Raw genomic sequence first — 21,275 nt, forward strand, 5'->3', positions numbered from 1 at the left:
GTTTTCCATGACACGATATATCTTCGTGACCGGCGGCGTTGTGTCCTCTCTTGGCAAGGGCATCGCGTCGGCCTCGCTGGCGGCGATTCTAGAGGCCCGCGGCCTTAAGGTCACCATGCTCAAGCTCGACCCCTACATCAACGTGGACCCGGGCACCATGAGTCCTTTCCAGCACGGCGAGGTGTTCGTCACCGAAGATGGCGCCGAGACGGACTTGGACTTAGGGCACTATGAGCGTTTTATTCGCACCAAAATGACCCAAGGGAACAACTTCACGACGGGGCGCGTGTACGAAAATGTACTGCGCAAAGAGCGCCGTGGTGATTACTTGGGCGGTACCGTTCAGGTCATCCCTCATATTACCGATGAAATTAAACAGCGCGTCTATGCTGGCGGTGAAGGCTTTGATGTGGCGCTGGTAGAAATCGGTGGCACGGTGGGGGATATCGAATCACTGCCGTTCTTAGAGTCTATTCGTCAGATTCGTAGTGAGCTTGGCGCTAGTCGAGCGATTTACATGCACCTTACGCTGGTGCCGTATATCAAGACGGCAGGCGAGACCAAGACCAAGCCGACTCAGCACAGCGTCAAAGAGCTACGCTCGATTGGTATCCAGCCGGATATTTTGATTTGCCGTAGCGAAGTAGAGCTTGAAGAGAGCGAGCGCCGTAAAATCGCCCTGTTCACTAACGTGGAAGAGCGTGCCGTTGTACCGTTACAGGATGCCGATACTATTTATCGGATTCCGTTGATGCTGCACGAGCACGGTCTGGACGACATTGTTTGCGATAAGCTGCGCCTGGAAGCAGAGCCTGCCGACCTTTCCGAATGGGTCAAAGTGCTGGATTCCAAATTGAATCCGCTGAAGTCGGTAAGTATTGCCATGGTCGGTAAATACATGGAGCTGCTGGACGCCTATAAGTCGCTCAACGAAGCGCTTATTCACGCAGGCATTCAAGGGCGTATTAAGGTCAATGTTGACTATATCGACTCCGAAGATATCGAGCATCACGGCACCGAGCGGCTAGCTGGCAAAGATGCCATCTTAGTACCTGGTGGCTTTGGCGAGCGCGGTGTGGAAGGCAAAATTCTTACCGCTCAGTTCGCGCGTGAAAACAACATTCCCTACCTGGGTATTTGTTTGGGCATGCAGGTAGCGGTCATCGAATTTGCCCGCAATGTGGCTGGCTGGGAAGATGCTAACTCTACCGAGTTTACCCACGACACCAAGCACCCTGTGGTGGGCCTGATTACCGAGTGGATTAACGCTGAAGGTAAGATCGAGCTGCGTGACGCTGCATCTGACTTAGGTGGCACCATGCGTCTAGGCGGTCAGGTCTGTCACTTGAAATCCGGTAGCAAAGCTCGCGAAGCCTACGGTGCTGATGAGATTGTCGAGCGTCATCGCCACCGCTTTGAAGTCAATAACCAGTTTATTGATGAGTTAGAGCAGGCAGGTCTGGTCATTTCTGGCAAGAGCGTCGATCAGTCCTTGGTAGAAGTCGTCGAGCTGGCTGACCACCCTTGGTACGTGGCGTGTCAATTCCATCCGGAATTTACCTCGACGCCACGTGACGGACACCCGTTGTTCTCTGGGTTTGTTAATGCTGCCTTAGAGCACAAAACGGCACGTACGCGCGCTCATACAACGACTCAGGAATAAGAGGGAGAGCGAATAATATGTCTTCGACTTCTCAATCATCCTTTCCAGAGCGTCATATTAACGTTGCCGGCCTAACCGCCGGCAATTCTTTGCCGCTAATGTTATTGGGCGGCATGAATGTGCTGGAGTCAGCGACGCTTGCTGATGAAGTGGCGCAGGCCTACGTTAATGTGACGCAAAAGCTCGGAATGCCTTATGTCTTTAAGGCAAGCTTTGATAAAGCGAACCGTAGTTCTATCCACTCTTATCGTGGACCTGGGCTAGAAAAAGGTTTGCAGATTCTAGCGGATATTAAAGCGCGCTATGGCGTGCCCATCATTACCGACGTTCATGAGCCTTGGCAGGCAGAGCCTGCGGCTGAAGTCGCTGACATAATTCAGCTGCCAGCGTTTCTTGCCCGCCAGACCGATCTAGTGGTGGCGATGGCTAACACCGGTGCGGCGATTAATATCAAAAAACCGCAGTTTCTAGCACCTCACGAAATGCGCCATATCCTCACTAAGTTTCAGGAAGCCGGTAACGACCGTCTGATGCTATGCGAGCGTGGTACTAGCTTCGGCTACAACAACCTGGTGGTGGATATGCTAGGCGTTGGCGATATGAAACAGACCGGTTACCCGGTGTTTTTCGATGTCACCCATGCCTTACAGCGCCCGGGTGGCCGTGCGGACAGTGCCGATGGCCGTCGTGCCCAAGTGGCAGAGTTGGCCCGTGCGGGTGTGGCCGTTGGTTTGGCGGGTATCTTCCTAGAAGCTCACCCTGACCCAGATAATGCTAAGTGCGATGGACCCTGCGCACTGCCATTAGATCAATTAGAGCCATTTTTGACTCAGCTTTCGCAGCTAGATGCCTTGGTGAAGGGGTTTACGCCTTTGACCATCCGTTAACCGCGACGGCAAATATGGTATACATTGGACCCACAATCATCCATTAGACTGACAACCAAAGGACACTGTTATGACCAAAATTGTTGAAATCAGCGCACTAGAAGTGCTCGATTCCCGCGGCAACCCTACCGTTCAGGCCATGGTTCGCCTGGAGAGTGGCGCCGTAGGTGAAGCATGTGCGCCAAGCGGCGCTTCTACAGGCTCCCGCGAAGCGCTCGAGCTGCGCGATGGCGACAAGACACGCTACCTTGGCAAAGGCGTTTTAAAAGCCGTTGAGGCCGTGAATGGCAAAATCAGTGCTGCGTTGTTAGGAATGGATGCGCGTGATCAGCGTGGGCTGGACGACGCAATGTTAGCCCTGGATGGCACTGAAAATAAGGCGAATCTGGGTGCGAATGCCATTCTGGCGGTGTCGCTGGCTGCGGCTAAAGCCGCTGCCAATGCTAAAGGTGTGCCGTTATATGCGCACATTGCCGAGCTTTATGGCCAGCCGGGGCAGTACAGCATGCCGGTACCGATGATGAACATTCTTAACGGTGGTGAGCACGCCGATAATAACGTTGATATCCAGGAATTCATGGTACAGCCAGTAGGCGCGGCAAACTTCCGTGAAGGCCTACGCATGGGTGCGGAAATTTTCCACGCGCTAAAAAAAGTACTGTCTGCTAAAGGCCTTTCTACGTCCGTGGGTGACGAAGGCGGCTTTGCCCCTAACTTGGCATCTAACGCAGATGCCCTGGCGGTCATTAAGCAAGCTGTTGCTGATGCCGGTTACGCACTGGGTAAAGACGTTACCTTGGCGCTAGACTGTGCCTCTTCCGAGTTCTACAAAGATGGCCAGTACAATCTTTCCGGTGAAGGTAAAAGCTACGATGCCGAAGGGTTTGCCGATTACCTGGCAGGCCTTTGTGCGGACTATCCGATCGTTTCCATCGAAGATGGTATGGATGAATCAGACTGGGCGGGCTGGAAAGCACTGACTGACAAGCTGGGCGACAAAGTACAGCTGGTTGGCGACGATTTGTTTGTTACCAATACCAAGATTCTTAAGCGTGGTATAGACGAGCAAATTGGTAATTCAATTCTGATCAAATTCAACCAGATTGGCTCGCTGTCTGAAACGCTGGATGCGATCAAAATGGCCCAGGACGCTGGTTTTACCGCGGTTATTTCACACCGTAGTGGTGAAACTGAAGATACGACGATTGCCGATTTGGCCGTGGGCACCTGTGCAGGCCAAATTAAAACGGGCTCTCTGTGTCGTTCTGACCGCGTCGCGAAATATAACCGCCTGCTCGTCATCGAAGCGGAATTGGGTGATGTGGCTTACCCTGGCTTGAAAGCCATTAAAGGGCAGTAAGCGAAAATGAGCGTCGGCGTGTAAGAGATGTCTCAAGATTTTGTAAGAGATATCTTACAAATGCCGGCGCTAATCGCTCAAATGCTTTTTTATTTTATCTTATGTTTTTGATTTTTATGGTTTTTTTGTAACGGGCGAGCCGCAGTGGCTCGCCCGTTGCCGTTTTGGTCTGCTTGAGTTGTGATGGCTTTGTGCCACAATGCATTCAGGACAGGGGAGGCAAGGATGCTTCAGGCAGGATGCAACGGGATGCAGGTCAGATACGCTAGGTGACACAGTGATGTGGGCTCTGGCAAGGATGGTATCTGAGGAGTTTGACACAGGGAGAGGTCAGAGGAAGTGCTTGGAGCGGGCGGCCTACGGGCCGCCTTTTTTTGTGTGCACAGCCCGTGGCACACAAAAAAACCAGCGCGAACGCTGGTCTGAAAATGCGTGGCTTCTAAGATTAGCGTTCGAGCTTTTCCAGCTTACCTGTTTTGCCGTCCCACTCTTCTGCATCGGGCAGCGGATCTTTTTTCTCGGCAATATTCGGCCATACATCGGCTAATTCAGCATTAATTTCTATAAACTGCTCTTGGCCATCCGGTAGCTCATCTTCTGAGAAGATAGCTTCTGCGGGGCACTCCGGTTCACACAGGGCGCAGTCAATACACTCGTCTGGGTGAATGACCAGGAAGTTGGGGCCTTCGTAGAAGCAGTCGACCGGGCAGACTTCAACACAGTCGGTGTATTTACACTGGATGCAGTTCTCGGTAACGACAAACGTCATCTTGCTATCCCTCTTGCGGGACCGGGAGCTTCCCGGTCGTGGTCAATAGTTAATGGTTATAAATCGGCCGTTTCTTATAAGATAAAACAGTATGGGCGACATTCTAGTGGTGCCCTTACGCGGCGGCAAGCGCTCATGGCTTTCCTTTCATACCATTACAGTAGCTCTCGCCACTGATATAGCAGCGCTAGCGCTTCGCGGGGTGTTAAATCGTCTACATCGGCTTTGCCTAACGCTTCCACCACGGGGTGCGGTGCGCTGGCGAACAAGTCGTTTTGTTGCGGTGCTGTAGAAATGCCGCTTGGGCGCTGCAACTCATCCACATCGCGCTGCTCGAGGGCCATTAACTTTTCACGGGCTCTGCGTATCACATGGTTGGGAACACCTGCCAACTGGGCTACCTGTAAGCCATAGCTCTGGCTCGCAGGACCAGCTTCGATGCGGTGCATAAACACGATGCTGTCGCCGTGCTCAGTGGCGGTTAGGTGAATGTTTGCCACACCCTCTGCTTGTTCCGGCAGCGCGGTCATTTCAAAATAGTGCGTGGCAAATAGGGTGAGTGCCTTTGCTTCGGCTAGGTACTCAGCACTTGCCCAGGCCAGTGAAAGGCCGTCAAAAGTACTGGTACCACGACCAATCTCGTCCATTAATACCAAGCTATGCTCAGTAGCATTGTGCAAAATATTAGCGGTTTCGGTCATTTCCACCATAAATGTAGAGCGACCACCCGCTAGATCATCTGACGAGCCTATGCGGGTAAAGATACGATCTACAGGGCCTATTTCAGCGCTATCAGCAGGTACGAAGCTGCCACTATGAGCCAACAGTGCGATGAGCGCGGTTTGGCGCATATAGGTTGATTTACCGCCCATGTTGGGGCCGGTGATAATCAACATGTGCTGATCAGGTGTTAGCGTGACATCGTTGGGTACAAAGGGTGTGTCGCTGACATGTTCGACAACAGGGTGCCGTCCAGCGGTAATTCTAAGGCCAGTGGCATCTCGTAGCTGAGGCCTTACCCAATTGAGTGCCTCTGCACGATCGGCAAAGGAGCAGAGCACGTCAAGTTCAGCCAATGCCCGCGAGGTGTTTTGCAGTGCGTGAAGCGCCGCGTTGAGCTCGCCCATCAGGCGCTCATAGAGCCATTTCTCACGCGTGAGGGCCCTGGACTTGGCCGAGAGTGCTTTGTCTTCGAACTCTTTAAGTTCTGGAATAATAAAGCGTTCAGCATTTTTTAGCGTTTGACGACGGATGTAGTCGGCGGGTGCCTGCTGAGCCTGAGAGCGAGGCAGTTCAATAAAGTAGCCATGAACCCGGTTATAGCCGACTTTCAAATTGGCCAGGCCAGTGCGTTCGCGCTCGCGCAGCTCCAACTGCACTAAGTACTCACCGGCGTTTTCAGCCATGCCACGGTGTTCATCTAGCTCGGCGTCAAAGCCGTTCGCAATCACGCCGCCATCGCGAATCACCACGGGCGGATTCTCAACCAATGCGCGAGTTAAGGTATCGGCTATTTCTGGGTAGGGGCGAATGTGAGGTTTAAGACTATCGATAGCGCTACCGCTATCAATTTCGCTTAGCAATTGCTCAAGCGCGGGTAGCGTTACCAGGGCGTCGCGCAGGCGCGCCAAATCCCGGGGACGTGCGCTATACAGTGCGACGCGAGCCAGGATGCGCTCGACGTCGCCTACATCACTCAACGTATCGCGTAGCGGCAGGTAGGCTGCTTCAATAGAGAGCAACGCCACGCCCGCGTGACGATCTTCCACGACGTTACGCTGGCGCAGCGGGCGGTTAAGCCAGCGCTTTAGTAATCGCGAACCCATCGCGGTGGTGCAGGTGTCTAACACGCTGGCCAGGGTGTTATCGCTGTTGCCGCCGAGATTAATATCAATTTCCAGATTACGCCGACTGGCCGCGTCAATCACTACGGCATCATCACGGTTTTCGACGCTAATGGCCGTTACGTGGGGCAGTCGTGAACGTTGGGTGTCTCGGGCGTAATCGATTAGTACACCCGCCGCGATGAGTGCGGTGGTTAAGTGCGCGCAACCAAAGCCGCGTAAATCCTGGACTTCAAATTGATCGCATAGGCTGCGCGTGGCGCTGTCTAAGTCAAACAGCCACTCCCCTTGGCGTCGCAGGCTGCGCTTTTGTGACCATGCGTCGGGCAGTGTTAAGCTTTCGGGCACTAACAGTTCGGCGGGCGACAGGCGGGTTAGCTCTGCCTGCATCTCGGCTTCACTTTCTACTTCCAAAACATTGAAGCGCCCACTGGAAAGCTCCAGCCATGCAAGGCCCCAGCCGTCTTTGCCGGGTGCAACGGCGACCAGCACGTTATCTCGGCGAGCATCCAGTAAGGCTTCATCGTGAAGCGTGCCAGGGGTGACAATGCGTACTACTTGTCGATCAACGGGGCCTTTACTGGTGGCAGGGTCGCCGATTTGCTCGCAGATAGCGACGGATTCACCGGCTGACACCAAGCGGGCTAAATAGCCTTCAGCGCTATGGTAGGGCACGCCTGCCATAGGAATAGGTTTGCCACCTGACTGGCCGCGCTGGGTAAGGGTGATATCCAGCAGCATTGCGGCGCGCTTGGCGTCATCGAAAAATAGCTCGTAAAAATCCCCCATCCGGTAAAACAGAAGTACCTCGGGGTGATCGCGTTTGATCTTAAGATATTGCGCCATCATTGGCGTATGAGCGGGGCTGGCCTGTGACATGGGCGTCCTGGTTGAGCGTTGCGCAAGCAGTCTCAGCTTGCGGCATGTTCTTTGGCAGTTACTTTAAACGACTTCTTTGGGCAATTTCTTTGAGCAATTTCTTTGAGAAAGTTAAACACGGTATTCTACGCTGAACTGAGGTCTCACATGAAGGAGTCACCATGGCACCTAGCGTTTCAAGCCTGAAGAATCTTGACCTATCACTGCTCGCTCAACGCTTGGGAAGGCTGTGTCAGCAGCTTGGGGTTGAAGTTTCCACAGCAGAGTCCTGTACAGGCGGTGGTATCGCCAGCGCAATTACTTCTGTGGCAGGTAGCTCTGCGTATTTTACAGCAGGCTATGTGACCTACTCCAATGCTGCTAAAGCGCGTATGTTGGATGTGCCCGAGGCGCTTATCGAAGCCCATGGCGCGGTCAGCGAGCAAGTAGTTAATGCAATGGTTAAAGGTGCTTGCTTAGCAAGTGGTGCTGATTTAGCGGTTGCCGTCAGTGGAGTGGCTGGTCCTGATGGTGGCAGTCAAGAGAAGCCTGTTGGTACCGTATGGCTTTCCTGGGGCAGTGCAGAAAGCCAACAGGCAGCGTGTTTCCACTTTCACGGCGACCGACAGGCGGTACGCGAACAAGCCGTACGTGAAGCATTGGCAGGCCTAGTTGCGCGCTTGATGGCCCAGGCCCAAGGCAGTGAAAAGAAATAAACATTAAATATGGTGCTGAGGATTTGTTTAGCCGCTAATCTTTGGCATACTACTGGCTAATTATACAGTTTGTAATGAGGAATTTCTGCATGGCTCAGGATGACAACCGCACCAAAGCGCTAAATGCTGCACTTAGCCAGATTGATCGCCAGTTTGGTAAAGGGACTGTTATGCGCCTTGGCGATGCACCGCGCGTGATAATGCCGTCTGTCTCCACCGGTTCACTGGGGCTTGATATCGCGCTTGGTATCGGCGGGTTGCCGTTTGGGCGCGTATGTGAAATTTATGGCCCAGAGTCATCGGGTAAAACGACTCTGACTCTATCAGTCATTGCGCAGGCGCAAAAACAGGGCAAAGTATGTGCGTTCGTCGATGCAGAGCACGCTCTGGACCCAAGCTATGCAGAAAAACTAGGGGTTAATCTAGACGACTTGCTGGTTTCCCAGCCTGATACCGGTGAGCAAGCGCTGGAAATTACCGACATGTTGGTACGGTCTGGCGGGGTAGATGTGATCGTGATCGACTCCGTGGCTGCATTAACACCGCGTGCTGAAATCGAAGGCGAAATGGGCGACTCCCACGTTGGTCTTCAAGCACGCTTAATGTCTCAGGCATTGCGTAAAATTACCGGTAATATCAAAAACGCCAATTGTTTAGTGGTGTTTATCAACCAGATCCGCATGAAGATCGGCGTAATGTTCGGTTCGCCCGAAACCACGACCGGCGGTAACGCGCTTAAATTCTACGCCAGCGTGCGCCTGGATATCCGGCGCACAGGCTCAGTAAAATCGGGTGATGAAGTTACTGGTAACGAAACCCGTGTGAAGGTAGTTAAAAACAAAGTGGCGCCGCCATTCCGTCAGGCAGAGTTCCAAATTCTCTACGGCAAGGGTATCTACCATGCGGGCGAGGTGATCGACCTGGGCGTGCAGTGCAGCTTGGTAGACAAGGCGGGCGCGTGGTACAGCTACAAAGGCAAAAAGATTGGTCAGGGCAAAGCCAATGCAGCTCAGTATTTAGAAGAGCATCCTGAGACCATGGAAGAGATTGAAGCGCAAATCCGAGCTCAGCTGCTTGCTCCGCCGGATGCAAAAAAAGAAGAAGCCCCAGAGGCAGATGTTGCAGCTGAGAGCGATGATGATTTGCTGTAAGCCTCTTTATGATGCTGTTTTTTTAAGCTGTTGAGTTAACGCCGTGTGAAGTGGCGATTCAAATACTGTCTCGGCGCGAGTACTCTCGCGCTGAGCTAGTGTGCAAGTTACACCAAAAAAAACATTTCAGCCTGATGAGCTTGCTGCCTGCAGTAGCAAGCTAAATTTGGCGAAAGCCTAGCCTGTGTTTTTAGCATGAAAAAAGGGGTACCTAAAAAGGTGTCCCTTTTGCTTTTCTGCATGAGAAAAATGGTACTGCAAACTAGATTTTTGATCTGGCCATGCGCTTGACAGAAAAAAACATGTCGCTTATTTTTAAATGTAACTTTTAATGTCGTTAGGTTTCAGATTGTAACTTTTGCCGTTGCTACTACGTTTCTATGACGGAGCGTTCGGTGATTGTAGGTTAGGGGCTGCTTATATAATTATAAAAGAATGAAATATAACTTTTCATATGATGGAGAGCCTGGTGGTTAAATTTAAAGGCTAACCTTTATCGCGAAAAGAAAAAGCTCATCTTTGGGGAAGTGTGCTATGCATAAAGTATTCGCGGTAATCCTTACTTATAATCGAAAGGAACTACTGAAGCGATGTCTCGATGCAGTGTATTCCCAGTGCCGCTCTTGCGATCGTGTCATCGTCATTGATAATGCAAGCAGTGATGGTACCCAAAAGATGTTGTCCGAAAGCAGTTACCCTGGTCTTATGGTACATGTGCTTAAGGATAATATTGGCGCCTCTGGGGGATTTAATGCAGGTATGCATCTCGCCTATCAAGAGGGTGCCGATTTTATTTGGACAATGGACGATGATGTCATACCTGATTCAGACGCACTTCACTTCTTGTTATTAGCCGATGAAGCGCTTAAAGATAAAGGAAAAAAACCAGCTTTTCTTCTTTCTCAGGCCTTCACTGAAAATGGGCTGGTTACTAATACTCCTATTATTAGTCCTTTGAAAAATGCCATTGGTTATCGAGACTGGCACGAGTTGCTTGAACTGGGTGTAGTGGCTGTGCATCGCGCTACTTTCGTTTCAATACTGCTGCCGCGGACTACCTTGGCGCAACATGGCCTGCCAATAACCGCGATGTTCATCTGGGGGGAAGATAGTGAATTTACCTTAAGAGTCACTCAAGACAGCCCCGGTTATGTTGTTGGTATGAGTAAAGTACAACATTTACGCCAAGAAAATGGTCCTATCAGTATTCTTAATGAAACTAATCCAGCGCGTTTTAGGTTATACCGGTACTTTATTCGAAATAAAATTTATATCGCTCGTAAGTATCGCCATTTCCCTAATTATCGCTACCTTATGATTTCAGAGGTTTATCGAGTTTCTCGGTTGTTTTTTATACTTTTATTTAGAGGTGAAATCCGTAAGGCCAAGATAGTTCTGCATGGAATGTTAGAAAGTTTGTGGTTTTATCCTGAGCCTGAAGCTGCAGATACACCTATCGAAAAAATGCAAACTTCCACGTGGAGGTTAGACCAGCTATGCCAAGAGCAAGCTGACGTGAAGAAAAAAACCAGGATAAAAAATAAAAGCAGCTTTAAGACAGGGTCATAAAAACACTTGGTTTAATGACGCTCAGGCGCTAAATGATGGGGTGATATTTTGAAAATCTTGATCGTGGGCAATATGGGGTACGTCGGCTCCGTACTGGTAAGAGAGTTAGCCGCACGCTATCCATCTGCCACTCTTCATGGTTACGACAATGCCTATTTCGCGCACTGCCTCACGGGAGCAGATTTCCTTCCTGAGCGTTATCTCGCCCAACAGTTTTTGGGCGACGTTAGGGATATTCCTGCTGGTTTTTTTGAAGGCTACACGGCCGTGGTGCAACTGGCTGCTATCTCCAATGATCCTATGGGAGACCGTTTCGCTGCCGTAACGGCTGAAGTCAATCAATACGCTACGGTGGCCATGGCCAAAGCAGCGGCTCAAGCGGGAGTAGAAAACTTCGTGTTTGCTTCGAGTTGCAGTATTTATGGCATTGCTCTCGGTGCGCCGCGTTGTGAAGCAGATGCTGTGGCTCCGGTTACCGCCTACGCCTGTTCGAAAATTGCCGCAGAAGAAGCCTTGGCGGGCATCGAGGGGGACATGGTGATTACTAGTTTACGCTTTGCGACTGCTTGTGGAATGTCGGAACGTCTACGCCTGGATTTAGTGCTCAATGATTTTGTCGCCTGCGCGCTTAGCCAGCAGCATATTACCGTGCTTAGCGATGGGTCACCCTGGCGACCCTTGATCGATGTCTCCGACATGGCAAGGGCCATTAGTTGGGCGATACAGCGTAAGCCCGAAAATGGGGGGCGCATCCTCAATATCAATACCGGTTCTAACGAACGCAACCATCAGGTACGGGATCTAGCGACGGCGGTTGCCCAGGCAATTCCTGGTACCACTCTGAGTATCAATACCCAAGCACCGGCGGACAGCCGTTCCTACCAAGTAGATTTCAGCCTATTCGCTAAGTTAGCACCTGAACATCAGCCAAAAATGACACTTTTGGATTCGATAATGGGGGTGGTTAATGGGCTAAAAGGCATGAAGTTTACTGATGCCCAATTCCGAACCTCACGCTATGTGCGTCTGCATGCGCTACAAGCGCATATCGACGAGGGGCGCCTGTCCGAGAACCTGAGTTGGCAAATTCGTAATGGAGTGACTCCCACTGCTTCGCCGGGCTCTTCCTCGGTTACTTCGATGCCTGAAATGGAGGCTAAGCCATGAAAGTTGCAATTTTTGCGGGAGGGTTTGGCACGCGTTTGAGTGAAGAAACGGCGATTCGTCCAAAGCCTATGGTGGAAGTAGGAGGGCGACCGATTCTTTGGCATATCATGAAAATGTATGCCCATCACGGCTTGAAGGAATTCGTCGTGCTGGGTGGCTATAAGGTTGAGTATATTCGCGACTACTTTCTCAATTATCGCGGTAATCGAACCGACTACACCATTGACCTGAAAACAGGCAAAGTCGCCTGGCTTCAAAGCGTGAACGATGACTGGAAAGTCACCGTGCTGGATACCGGCGCCGATGCCATGACAGGTGGACGGCTTAAGAAGGCCATGCATTTACTGGCGGATGAGCCTTTCTGCTTGACCTATGGCGATGGGCTGAGCGACCTGAATATTACAGCATTGATCGATTCTCATCTGGCCTCAAAAAATTGGTGCACCCTGACGGCAGTAACGCAGCCGGGCCGCTATGGTGCGCTGCGCTTGCAAGAAGGCAATAATCAGGTGGAAGGCTTTCGCGAAAAGGGAGAAATAGATGGTGGCCTGATCAACGGCGGCTTTTTCGTCTGTGAACCGGAAGTATTCGAGACGATTAACGATAGCCAGACCGTATGGGAAAATGAGCCCATGCAGCGAATGATTGAAATGGGCAGGTTGGGATACTTCCATCACAACGGATACTGGCAAAGCATGGATACTCTGCGGGACAAGATGGTGCTTGAGGCCGCTTGGGCGGAAAGCGCTCCCTGGAAGCTTTGGAAGGAATGAATCTCCGATGATTATCGTTGATACAGCACTTGCCAAGCGAGAAGCTCAAGGCAATCCCATTCGAGTAGGAATGATAGGCGCCGGGTTCCAAGCGAGGGGGATCGGCCTACAGATTATGACGGCAACAGCGGGAATGTGTCTTTGCGCTATTGCCAATCGTCACCTGGATGCTGCGGTCAAGGTCTATCAACAAGCCGATATTGAACCAATCGTCTGTGACACTCAGCAGGAGCTTGAAATGGCGATTGCAGCGGGGCGAGCGGCAGTTACTGAGAATGCTGTGGCTCTGGCTCGCGCGGAAGGATTGGATGCGATCATCGAGGTAACTGGTTCGTTGGAGTTCGCCGCACATGTCGTGCTGGCGGCACTTGAAAGTGGTAAAGACGTCATTCAAATGAATGCGGAACTCGACGGCACGATCGGCCCTATTTTAAAAGTGAAGGCTGATGCTGCAGGCGTTATCTATAGTTTTGCCGATGGTGACCAACCAGGCGTACAGATGAATCTCTATCGCTTTGTCGCCGGGCTGGGTGTCAAGCCTGTGCTGTGTGGCAACATCAAGGGACTGCATGACCCTTATCGCAATCCGGCTACCCAGGAAAGTTTTGCTAAACGCTGGGGACAGAAGGCGGCGATGGTGGCGTCTTTTGCCGATGGCACCAAGATTTCGTTTGAACAGGCGATTGTCGCCAATGGTACCGGCATGCGAGTCGCTCAACGCGGCATGCTTGGTCCTGATTTTTCCGGTGGTGTGCCTGGTGGACCCTTAGTACCTATCGAGGAGACGATGTCAGCGTTTGAGCCCTATCTTGATCCGGCAGGGCCGGGGCTGGTGGATTACGTTGTGGGAGCACGGCCTGGGCCGGGTGTGTTCGTGCTGGGTACCATCGATAATCCCCGTCAGCGGCATTATCTCGAGCTCTATAAAATGGGAGAAGGGCCGTATTACTGCTTTTCAACGCCTTATCACCTTTGTCATTTTGAAGTGCCTACGTCCGTTGCGCGAGCAGTGTTGTTCCGTGATCCGGTTTTATCTCCTTTAGGCGGCTCAAGGGTGGGTGTGATCGCTATGGCCAAGAAGACCTTGCATGAGGGCGATAAAATCGAAGAGCTCGGCGGATTCGAGGTCTACGGCATGGCTGAAAATATAGAGGTGATAAGGCGTGAACGGCTACTACCTATCGGTCTAGCACTAGGGTGTCAGGTGGCTGGTCGTGTGGAAAAGGACAAGGCACTGACCTTCGATGATGTGGTTATTCCACCATTGCGCTTGATCGATCGTCTGTATGCTGAACAAGAAGCCATGTTTGCCTTGGAACCCCTATCTGGCACCGCCGCTACTTTTGTGGAGTAAGCCATGCTATTTCATCAAACGAAACTCAAGGATGCCAAGCTGATAGAGCTTGAGGCTCATGGTGATGAGCGGGGTTTTTTTGCTCGGACTATGTGCCGCGCGGAGTTTGAGCGCCATGGTTTGCTGGGCGATTTTGTACAGCAGAATACTTCGTTCTCAGCCAAGAGAGGCACTCTGAGGGGGCTGCATTACCAGCGAGAGCCGCACGCTGAAGCCAAGCTGGTGCGCTGCCTCCGGGGGAGCATTGTTGACGTCATTGTGGATATTCGTGAAGACTCAGAAACCTACCTGCACTATCAGCTGTTCGAGCTGACCGAGGCCAATCGGTATCAGCTTTATGTGCCGCCAGGCTTTGCGCACTCCTTTCAGACGCTGACCGATGATGTTGAAGTTAGCTATCTGGTGTCGGCTGCCTATCATCCCGAGGCTGAAAGCGGTTTGCGCTATAATGATGAGCGTCTCGCGATCGAATGGCCTATCCCGCCCACAGTCGTGTCCGAAAAGGACGCCAATTGGCCATTGATCAGTGAGCGAATTGACGCACTCTTCTAACCGTTGAGAGAACAGTATGTTCCCCCCCAGTAGTGAGTTAACGCCGCGTGAAGTGGCGATTCAAATGCTGTCTCGGCGCGAGTACTCTCGCGCTGAGCTAGCGCGCAAGTTGCAGCAAAAATCATTTCAGCCTGATGAGATTGATGTCTGTCTGAATAGCTTAGAAGAGCAGAATTTACAGTCCGATGAACGTTTTGCTGAAAGCTTTATACGTTCGCGGATTCTTCGTGGGCAAGGGGTTATTCGCATTAAGGGTGAACTGCGCCAGCGGGGCGTAGATCAAGAAACGTCAACGATGGCTTTTGCCGCAGTAGAAGAGCGCGAAGCCGTAGATTGGTTTGAGCTAGCCCGTGATACCTTGGCTCGGCGCTTTTCCTCGCCAGGTGATACTCCCAAAGAGCGTGCTAAACGCGAACGTTTTCTCGCCACACGCGGCTTTAATTTTGAGCAAATCCGCTACGCGTTGTCTTGCTTGTAGCTCCCCTTATATAAGCCTTCTCCGGGTGTTTTTTCACCCACTGTTTTAGTTCTGCCACTAACTGCGGCTTTAGTCGTTTGACAACTGCGTTATAATGCCCCTTTTGCGACCCCAGCGGGTGGCGGCGATAGCGCCCTGGGGCATCATGCTTTCTTGTCACGGATACCCTATGAAAAGCGCAGAGATCAGACAGGCCTTTTTATCTTTTTTTGAAAAGCAGGGGCATACTATTGTGCCCACCAGCTCTCTAGTGCCGGGCAATGACCCGACGCTGCTCTTCACCAATGCAGGCATGGTGCCCTTCAAAGATGTTTTTCTTGGCCGTGACCCGCGACCCTATGTGCGCGCCACGTCAGCCCAGCGCTGCGTGCGTGCTGGCGGTAAGCATAACGATCTAGATAACGTTGGCTACACGGCGCGTCACCACACGTTTTTTGAAATGTTGGGTAACTTCAGCTTTGGTGACTACTTTAAGCGTGATGCCATTCGCTTTGCCTGGACATTTCTGACGGAAACGCTGGGCCTGCCCAAAGAGAAGCTCTGGGTAACGGTGCATATCAGTGACGACGAAGCAGAGCGTATCTGGAAAGATGATATCGGCATTGACCCTGAGCGTTTCTCAAAGCTTGATGAAGATAATTTCTGGCAAATGGGCGACACCGGTCCTTGTGGCCCCAGCTCTGAAATCTTTTTTGATCATGGTCCGGAAGTATGGGGCGGCCCGCCTGGCAGCCCTGAAGAAGATGGCGATCGCTACATCGAAATCTGGAACCTAGTGTTCATGCAGTTCGATCGTGATGCCGCTGGAACATTGAATCCGCTGCCTAAGCCTTCCATCGATACGGGAATGGGCTTGGAGCGGGTGGCTGCTGTAATGCAGGGCGTTCACTCCAACTACGAGATCGACCTGTTCCAAAACCTGCTGAAAGCTGCTGCTGAAGCGACAGGCCATGGTGACACCACGACGCCTTCGTTACGCGTGATTGCCGACCATATTCGCTCTTGTGCCTTCTTGATTACAGACGGCGTTCTGCCTTCCAACGAAGGGCGCGGCTATGTGCTACGTCGGATTATTCGCCGGGCGATTCGCCATGGGCATAAACTGGGTGCTTCCGAGCCGTTTTTCCACAAGCTGGTAACCGCACTAGATGCTGAGATGGGCGACGCCTATCCTGAATTGCGTGAAGCGAGTGAACAAATTACCCGCGTGCTGCTTAAAGAAGAAGAGCAGTTTGCTCGCACGCTGGACCACGGCATGGGGCTATTGAATGCGGCGCTTGAAGAGCTACAGGGTGACGTGCTACCTGGCGAAACCGTCTTCAAGCTTTACGATACTTACGGTTTCCCCTTCGACCTGACGGCGGATGTATGCCGTGAGCGTGAAGTCACACTGGATGAAGCCGGTTTTCAGCGCGAGTTAGAAGCGCAACGTGAACGTGCGCGGGCGGCCAGCCAGTTTGGCGCTGACTACAGCGCTGCTATTGACCTGGAGGGGGAAACCCAGTTTACCGGTTACGAACACCTGGCCGACCAAGCGACAGTTACTGCCATCGTGGATAGCGAAGGTAATGCGTTAGCGGCTCTGGAAGCTGGCCAGAAAGGCACCGTTGTACTGGACCGTACGCCATTCTATGGAGAATCGGGCGGCCAGGTGGGCGACACCGGTTACTTATATGTTGATGGCGGTCGCTTCCAGGTAACCGACACGCAGAAACAGAGTGGCCACCACCTTCACCAGGGGATTATGGTCGATGGCGCGCTGAGCGTCGGCGCTAACGTGCGAGGCGAGGTGGATGCCAGCTTGCGTAGCGCGACCATCCGTAATCACTCGGCGACTCACTTGCTGCATAAAGCACTGCGTATGGTGCTGGGTGACCATGTTCAGCAAAAAGGCTCACTGGTAAACGCAGAGCGCCTGCGCTTTGACTTTAGCCACTTCGAGCCGATGACCGTAGAGCAATTAGCGGAAGTTGAGCGTCTGGTAAATGAGCAGATCTTAGCGAATGCACCGACCAAGACAGAGCAGATGAGCCTCGCAGAAGCAAAAGCCAAAGGGGCTGCCGCGCTGTTTGAAGCAAAGTATGCTGATAACGTGCGGGTATTGACCATTGGTGCTGACGACTTCTCTATCGAGCTGTGCGGTGGTACTCACGTGAACCGAAGCGGCGATATTGGTTGTTGCCATGTGGTGAGCGAAGTGGGTATCGCTTCTGGCGTGCGTCGTATTGAGGCGATTACCGGTGAAAATGCGCTGGCTTATTTCCGTGAGCAGGAGGCGCGTGTTCAGCGGTTAGGTGAGCGACTGAAAACCAAACCCGAGCAAGTGGAAGCTCGGGTTGAATCACTGGTTGAGCGTAACCGTGCGCTGGAAAAAGAACTTGAGCAACTGAAAGCGAAGCTGGCAAGCGCTGCGGGCAGTGACATGCTTAGCCAGGTGCAAGAAATTAACGGTATTAATTTACTAGTCACCCAACTTGACGGTGTTTCCGGTAAAGAGTTGCGTGGCGTACTTGATCAGCTGAAAAACAAGCTTGGCTCTGGCGTCATCTTGCTTGGGGTTGCGGATACTGCGGCAGGTAAAGTGAGCTTGATTGCCGGGGTTACCCAAGACTTAGTGGGTCGCGTTAAGGCAGGTGAGCTAGTTAATCATGTCGCTTCGCAAGTAGGCGGTAAAGGTGGTGGCCGCCCAGATATGGCTCAAGCGGGTGGAAGTTTACCTGATGCCTTGCCTGCGGCATTAAGCAGCGTACCGGCTTGGTTGGAAAATACGCTTAGCTAATTACAAAGGCCGGTGGCACTATTTGCTATCGGCTATTTTGTTAAATAGTAATAACAATACTCACTCTCCATTCCCGAACCTATAGGAAAAAACGGCATATGGCATTATACGTACAGAAGTTCGGCGGCACCTCGGTGGGCTCTGTCGACCGTATCAAGGCCGTGGCGGAAAAGGTTAAAGGCTTTCGCGACCAAGGCCACCAAGTTGTAGTGGTGGTGTCCGCGATGAGCGGAGAGACCAATCGCCTGACCGATATGGCAAACGCAATCAATGAAGACCCTGCACCACGCGAAATGGATATGCTGCTCTCTACCGGTGAGCAGGTAACTATTTCGCTGTTGGCAATGGCGCTTCAGCAAATTGGTGTTTCTGCCACTTCCCATACGGGTGCCCAAGTCGGCATTCATACCGATAGCGCCTACACCAAAGCGCGTATTCAGCGCATTGAAACTGATGACCTGAAATCTGATCTTGATGACGGGAAAGTAGTTGTGGTGGCTGGTTTCCAAGGTGTTGATGAAGACGGCAACATTACGACGCTTGGACGCGGTGGTTCAGATACCACGGGTGTTGCGCTTGCTGCAGCGCTTGGTGCTGATGAGTGCCAGATATACACCGATGTTGATGGTGTTTACACCACTGACCCTCGCGTGTGTTCCAAGGCTCAGCGCCTTGAGAGCATTACCGTCGAAGAAATGCTTGAGCTCGCAAGCCTAGGCTCCAAAGTTCTACAGATTCGCGCCGTCGAATTTGCTGGTAAGTACAACGTACCACTTCGCGTGCTGTCGAGCTTTGAAGATGGCCCCGGCACTCTAATTGTTGCAGACGCAGACCAAGACGAGGACTCTATGGAAGAACCGCTAATCTCCGGTATCGCTTTTACTAAAAATGAAGCTAAATTAACCCTGTTGAATACGCCTGATGTGCCAGGTGTAGCGTCGCGTATTCTTGGTCCTATCGCCGATGCCAATATCGAAGTCGATATGATTGTGCAAAACGTAGCACCTGCTGGTGATTACACTGACTTCACCTTTACGGTAGCCAAAGGCGATTACAAAGCAACGAAGAAATTGCTTGAAGAGACAGTAATTCCTGACTTGGGCGGCGGCGAACTACGTGGCGATGACAACATTGCAAAAGTATCGCTTGTAGGGGTTGGTATGCGCTCTCATGCCGGTGTTGCTTCTAAAATGTTTCGTGTTTTGGCAGATGAAAACGTCAATATCCGTATGGTTTCAACCTCGGAAATTAAAATTTCCGTTGTCATTGATGAAAAGCATATGGAGCTTGCGGTTAACGCCTTGCACAAAGCATTCGGTTTAGATAAGTCTGATATCGAATCTGAATAACAATTATGCGCTAAACCTTCTACGCTGAAGAGGACTTGCTGCCGTGTGGTGGTGAGCTTCCTTTCAACGGGAGGTTAAGGTGTCATAGGGGCTTGAGCCATTGGTGGTGGCGGCACCATGCCGCATAATAGCGTGGTGCCGCTTTGAGCGGACACATCCCGTTGTATAAAACGTCTGAGAAGGAGATCAGCCATGCTCATCCTAACCCGCCGTGTCGGCGAAACACTGATGATAGGTGATGAAATCACCGTTACAGTGCTAGGTGTGAAAGGTAATCAAGTGCGCATTGGTGTTAACGCACCAAAAGACGTGGCGGTTCACCGCGAAGAGATTTACCAGCGCATTCAGCGTGAACGCAACAGCGAAAGCGAATCTGAGTAAATGGCCGTTTGTGCTGCGCTCATTACAGGGCGCTTAAGCGGTAACTGCGGGGCGGTGCGAAAAAAATCGGCATAAGACTGGACAGCAGTCATCAAAATCGGTAATATTCGCGCCGTGCCGTTGAGGAGAGGTGGCCGAGTGGCTGAAGGCGCTCCCCTGCTAAGGGAGTATAGGGTTTATAGCCCTATCGAGGGTTCGAATCCCTCTCTCTCCGCCAACTGCATAAAGCAACATCAATTTGGATAAGCGCCCGTAGCTCAGCTGGATAGAGTACCTGACTACGAATCAGGGGGTCGGAGGTTCGAATCCTCCCGGGCGCGCCAGCTTGAATTTAGAAGTTATTGATGTTACTATGTTTTTGCTCATGTAAGTGATGTTAAAAACTGTTAAGCGCCCGTAGCTCAGCTGGATAGAGTACCTGACTACGAATCAGGGGGTCGGAGGTTCGAATCCTCCCGGGCGCGCCAAATTCGAAAAACCCGCTTTCAACAGAAAGCGGGTTTTCTTATTTCTAGCCTGACCATAGTAGCTCGTGCTTTGGTCTTGAGATCGTTTAAAGCGTCCCCGCACAGCGGTCGGGCGCTTTTTTTTTGTGCTACTAACCTAATGCCGAAAACGACTTATGCGGGCTCGCAGCAAAGTGATGTGCTGGGAATCAGGTTGTTAAGCAGCGTGTCGAGATCCGTAAGGCGTTTCAGGCGATGAAAGTGTTGGTTCGCTTCGCTATTGCCTTGGCGCATTTGTGCTAGCCACTGCTTGACGAGTGACACGACTACTCGATCTGGCAGTTGTCGCCGCTGTAAGTCGGCGTATCGCTTTAGAACGTTGGCGCGCATTGTCCAGGTAGTGTCAGGGAGGCGCTCTCCTGTGCGCTGCCAGTGGCGTATGCGAGCTGCAAGCCATGGGTCCGAGAGGGCGCTACGGCCAAGCATAACATCCTCGCAACCTGATAGAGTGCGAGCCTTCCAGTAGTCCTCTAATGTCCAAATATCGCCGTTCGCAACGACAGGGATCGATACTTGATGGCGAACTTTGCCAATCCACTCCCAGTGCGCAGGCGGGCGATAGCCTTCATCTCGTGTGCGGCCGTGGACAACAAGCTGTGCAGCGCCGCCAGCTTCTGTGGCCTGGGCACAAGCGACTGCTAAGCGACGATCAGAAAAGCCAAGGCGGATTTTAGCCGTCACTGGAATTTCGCCGTCTAATGCTTCAGCGACCGCTTTTACGGCGCGATAAACGCGATCTGGCTGGCGAAGTAGTGATGCACCACCATCATGACGATTGACCAGTTTGGCGGGGCAGCCAAAGTTAAGGTCAATGCTGATAGCGCCCAGCGAGAGTGCCTGTTGCGCATTGCTGGCTAGTGCCACAGGGTCTGATCCCAAAAGCTGTAAATGCACAGGAACGCCGCTAGGGGTGGCGACGCTGCCTGCTGACAGTTCGGGGCAATGTTTATAGAACACGCGAGGTGGGAGTCGTGCGTCGACCACCCTGACAAACTCAGTCACTGCCCAGTCAAAACCTGCCTGCTGAGTCAGTAAATCACGCGTTAAGGCGTCGATGACACCTTCCATAGGCGCTAGGCCTATCCTGCCTTTATGTAGTAAATTAACAACCATGACTTC

17 protein-coding genes and 3 tRNA genes are annotated in these 21,275 nt (G+C 52.0%); 17 read left to right on the top strand and 3 right to left on the bottom strand.

From position 1 onward, the window contains the following. The first annotated feature begins 7 nt into the window (after window positions 1-7). The 3 genes from K7H08_RS04200 to eno all read left to right on the top strand — a co-directional run bounded on the left by K7H08_RS04200 (window position 8) and on the right by eno (window position 3,910). Window positions 8-1,663 (top strand): CTP synthase, encoded by a 1,656-nt coding sequence (locus tag K7H08_RS04200; RefSeq protein WP_038481645.1) that lies wholly within the window; start codon window positions 8-10, stop codon window positions 1,661-1,663. 17 nt (window positions 1,664-1,680) lie between these two features. Next, window positions 1,681-2,550 (top strand): 3-deoxy-8-phosphooctulonate synthase, encoded by an 870-nt coding sequence (gene kdsA, locus K7H08_RS04205; RefSeq protein WP_038481648.1) that lies wholly within the window; start codon window positions 1,681-1,683, stop codon window positions 2,548-2,550. Between the two features lie 70 nt (window positions 2,551-2,620). Continuing rightward, entirely contained in the window at window positions 2,621-3,910 is a 1,290-nt protein-coding gene (gene eno / locus K7H08_RS04210) for a phosphopyruvate hydratase (RefSeq protein ID WP_038481651.1), read from the top strand. Between the two features lie 445 nt (window positions 3,911-4,355). On the opposite strand, the gene fdxA is transcribed toward eno, so the two are convergent. Together fdxA and mutS are read right to left on the bottom strand one after the other, a co-directional pair. Beyond that, complete coding sequence (fdxA, locus tag K7H08_RS04215) at window positions 4,356-4,679, bottom strand: ferredoxin FdxA (RefSeq protein WP_009722190.1); 324 nt, start codon at window positions 4,677-4,679, stop codon at window positions 4,356-4,358. A gap of 155 nt (window positions 4,680-4,834) precedes the next feature. After that, a complete protein-coding gene (gene mutS, locus K7H08_RS04220) occupies window positions 4,835-7,402 on the bottom strand; it encodes a DNA mismatch repair protein MutS (RefSeq protein ID WP_231657286.1) in 2,568 nt (855 codons plus the stop codon). Window positions 7,403-7,563: 161 nt separating this feature from the next. Between mutS and K7H08_RS04225 the strand changes: the two genes are divergently transcribed. From K7H08_RS04225 to K7H08_RS04290, 14 genes are all read left to right on the top strand, one after another. Further along, window positions 7,564-8,097 carry a CinA family protein gene (locus tag K7H08_RS04225; protein ID WP_038481658.1) on the top strand — a complete coding sequence of 178 codons (534 nt, stop codon included), beginning with the start codon at window positions 7,564-7,566 and terminating at the stop codon, window positions 8,095-8,097. Window positions 8,098-8,186: 89 nt separating this feature from the next. Beyond that, window positions 8,187-9,248: a recombinase RecA gene (recA, locus tag K7H08_RS04230; RefSeq protein WP_038481661.1), complete on the top strand. Its 1,062-nt coding sequence runs from the start codon at window positions 8,187-8,189 to the stop codon at window positions 9,246-9,248. A 534-nt stretch (window positions 9,249-9,782) separates the two neighbouring features. Further along, a complete protein-coding gene (locus K7H08_RS04235) occupies window positions 9,783-10,817 on the top strand; it encodes a glycosyltransferase family 2 protein (protein ID WP_084183659.1) in 1,035 nt (344 codons plus the stop codon). A 48-nt stretch (window positions 10,818-10,865) separates the two neighbouring features. Further along, on the top strand, window positions 10,866-11,984 hold the full coding sequence (locus tag K7H08_RS04240) for an NAD-dependent epimerase/dehydratase family protein (RefSeq protein WP_231657287.1): 1,119 nt from the start codon (window positions 10,866-10,868) through the stop codon (window positions 11,982-11,984). Beyond that, complete coding sequence (rfbF, locus tag K7H08_RS04245; RefSeq protein ID WP_038481664.1) at window positions 11,981-12,757, top strand: glucose-1-phosphate cytidylyltransferase; 777 nt, start codon at window positions 11,981-11,983, stop codon at window positions 12,755-12,757. Before K7H08_RS04240 ends, rfbF begins: the two co-directional genes overlap by 4 nt. A 7-nt stretch (window positions 12,758-12,764) precedes the next feature. Beyond that, window positions 12,765-14,111 (top strand): NAD(P)H-dependent oxidoreductase, encoded by a 1,347-nt coding sequence (locus K7H08_RS04250; RefSeq protein WP_231657288.1) that lies wholly within the window; start codon window positions 12,765-12,767, stop codon window positions 14,109-14,111. A 3-nt stretch (window positions 14,112-14,114) separates the two neighbouring features. Then, a complete protein-coding gene (gene rfbC / locus K7H08_RS04255) occupies window positions 14,115-14,663 on the top strand; it encodes a dTDP-4-dehydrorhamnose 3,5-epimerase (RefSeq protein WP_038481670.1) in 549 nt (182 codons plus the stop codon). Window positions 14,664-14,679: 16 nt separating this feature from the next. Beyond that, window positions 14,680-15,141 (top strand): regulatory protein RecX, encoded by a 462-nt coding sequence (locus tag K7H08_RS04260; protein ID WP_038481672.1) that lies wholly within the window; start codon window positions 14,680-14,682, stop codon window positions 15,139-15,141. 169 nt (window positions 15,142-15,310) lie between these two features. After that, window positions 15,311-17,920, top strand: coding sequence for an alanine--tRNA ligase (gene alaS, locus K7H08_RS04265; protein WP_095602649.1), 2,610 nt, complete (start codon window positions 15,311-15,313; stop codon window positions 17,918-17,920). A gap of 98 nt (window positions 17,921-18,018) precedes the next feature. Further along, on the top strand, window positions 18,019-19,269 hold the full coding sequence (locus K7H08_RS04270) for an aspartate kinase (RefSeq protein WP_038481678.1): 1,251 nt from the start codon (window positions 18,019-18,021) through the stop codon (window positions 19,267-19,269). A 192-nt stretch (window positions 19,270-19,461) separates the two neighbouring features. Then, window positions 19,462-19,650 carry a carbon storage regulator CsrA gene (gene csrA, locus K7H08_RS04275; RefSeq protein ID WP_009722197.1) on the top strand — a complete coding sequence of 63 codons (189 nt, stop codon included), beginning with the start codon at window positions 19,462-19,464 and terminating at the stop codon, window positions 19,648-19,650. A 124-nt stretch (window positions 19,651-19,774) separates the two neighbouring features. Then, window positions 19,775-19,867 (top strand) — tRNA-Ser (locus K7H08_RS04280). 29 nt (window positions 19,868-19,896) lie between these two features. Beyond that, window positions 19,897-19,973, top strand: a tRNA-Arg gene (locus K7H08_RS04285). A 67-nt stretch (window positions 19,974-20,040) separates the two neighbouring features. Continuing rightward, window positions 20,041-20,117 (top strand) — tRNA-Arg (locus tag K7H08_RS04290). Between the two features lie 153 nt (window positions 20,118-20,270). Here K7H08_RS04290 and K7H08_RS04295 read toward each other — a convergent pair. Beyond that, window positions 20,271-21,269, bottom strand: a complete 999-nt coding sequence (locus K7H08_RS04295; RefSeq protein WP_231657289.1) for a tRNA dihydrouridine synthase — start codon at window positions 21,267-21,269, stop codon at window positions 20,271-20,273. Window positions 21,270-21,275: the final 6 nt, after the last annotated feature.

The organism is Halomonas sp. IOP_6 (assembly GCF_021151565.1).
GTDB lineage: Bacteria > Pseudomonadota > Gammaproteobacteria > Pseudomonadales > Halomonadaceae > Vreelandella > Vreelandella alkaliphila.

Excerpts from the sequence above, each read along its gene's own strand:
- mutS (WP_231657286.1), bottom strand. The coding sequence starts at position 7,402 with ATGTCACAGGCCAGCCCCGCTCATACGCCAATGATGGCGCAATATCTT.
- fdxA (WP_009722190.1), bottom strand. The coding sequence starts at position 4,679 with ATGACGTTTGTCGTTACCGAGAACTGCATCCAGTGTAAATACACCGAC.
- recA (WP_038481661.1), top strand. The coding sequence starts at position 8,187 with ATGGCTCAGGATGACAACCGCACCAAAGCGCTAAATGCTGCACTTAGC.
- csrA (WP_009722197.1), top strand. The coding sequence starts at position 19,462 with ATGCTCATCCTAACCCGCCGTGTCGGCGAAACACTGATGATAGGTGAT.
- K7H08_RS04260 (WP_038481672.1), top strand. The coding sequence starts at position 14,680 with ATGTTCCCCCCCAGTAGTGAGTTAACGCCGCGTGAAGTGGCGATTCAA.
- alaS (WP_095602649.1), top strand. The coding sequence starts at position 15,311 with ATGAAAAGCGCAGAGATCAGACAGGCCTTTTTATCTTTTTTTGAAAAG.
- rfbF (WP_038481664.1), top strand. The coding sequence starts at position 11,981 with ATGAAAGTTGCAATTTTTGCGGGAGGGTTTGGCACGCGTTTGAGTGAA.
- K7H08_RS04270 (WP_038481678.1), top strand. The coding sequence starts at position 18,019 with ATGGCATTATACGTACAGAAGTTCGGCGGCACCTCGGTGGGCTCTGTC.
- K7H08_RS04295 (WP_231657289.1), bottom strand. The coding sequence starts at position 21,269 with ATGGTTGTTAATTTACTACATAAAGGCAGGATAGGCCTAGCGCCTATG.
- K7H08_RS04200 (WP_038481645.1), top strand. The coding sequence starts at position 8 with ATGACACGATATATCTTCGTGACCGGCGGCGTTGTGTCCTCTCTTGGC.
- K7H08_RS04225 (WP_038481658.1), top strand. The coding sequence starts at position 7,564 with ATGGCACCTAGCGTTTCAAGCCTGAAGAATCTTGACCTATCACTGCTC.
- kdsA (WP_038481648.1), top strand. The coding sequence starts at position 1,681 with ATGTCTTCGACTTCTCAATCATCCTTTCCAGAGCGTCATATTAACGTT.
- rfbC (WP_038481670.1), top strand. The coding sequence starts at position 14,115 with ATGCTATTTCATCAAACGAAACTCAAGGATGCCAAGCTGATAGAGCTT.
- K7H08_RS04235 (WP_084183659.1), top strand. The coding sequence starts at position 9,783 with ATGCATAAAGTATTCGCGGTAATCCTTACTTATAATCGAAAGGAACTA.
- K7H08_RS04250 (WP_231657288.1), top strand. The coding sequence starts at position 12,765 with ATGATTATCGTTGATACAGCACTTGCCAAGCGAGAAGCTCAAGGCAAT.
- eno (WP_038481651.1), top strand. The coding sequence starts at position 2,621 with ATGACCAAAATTGTTGAAATCAGCGCACTAGAAGTGCTCGATTCCCGC.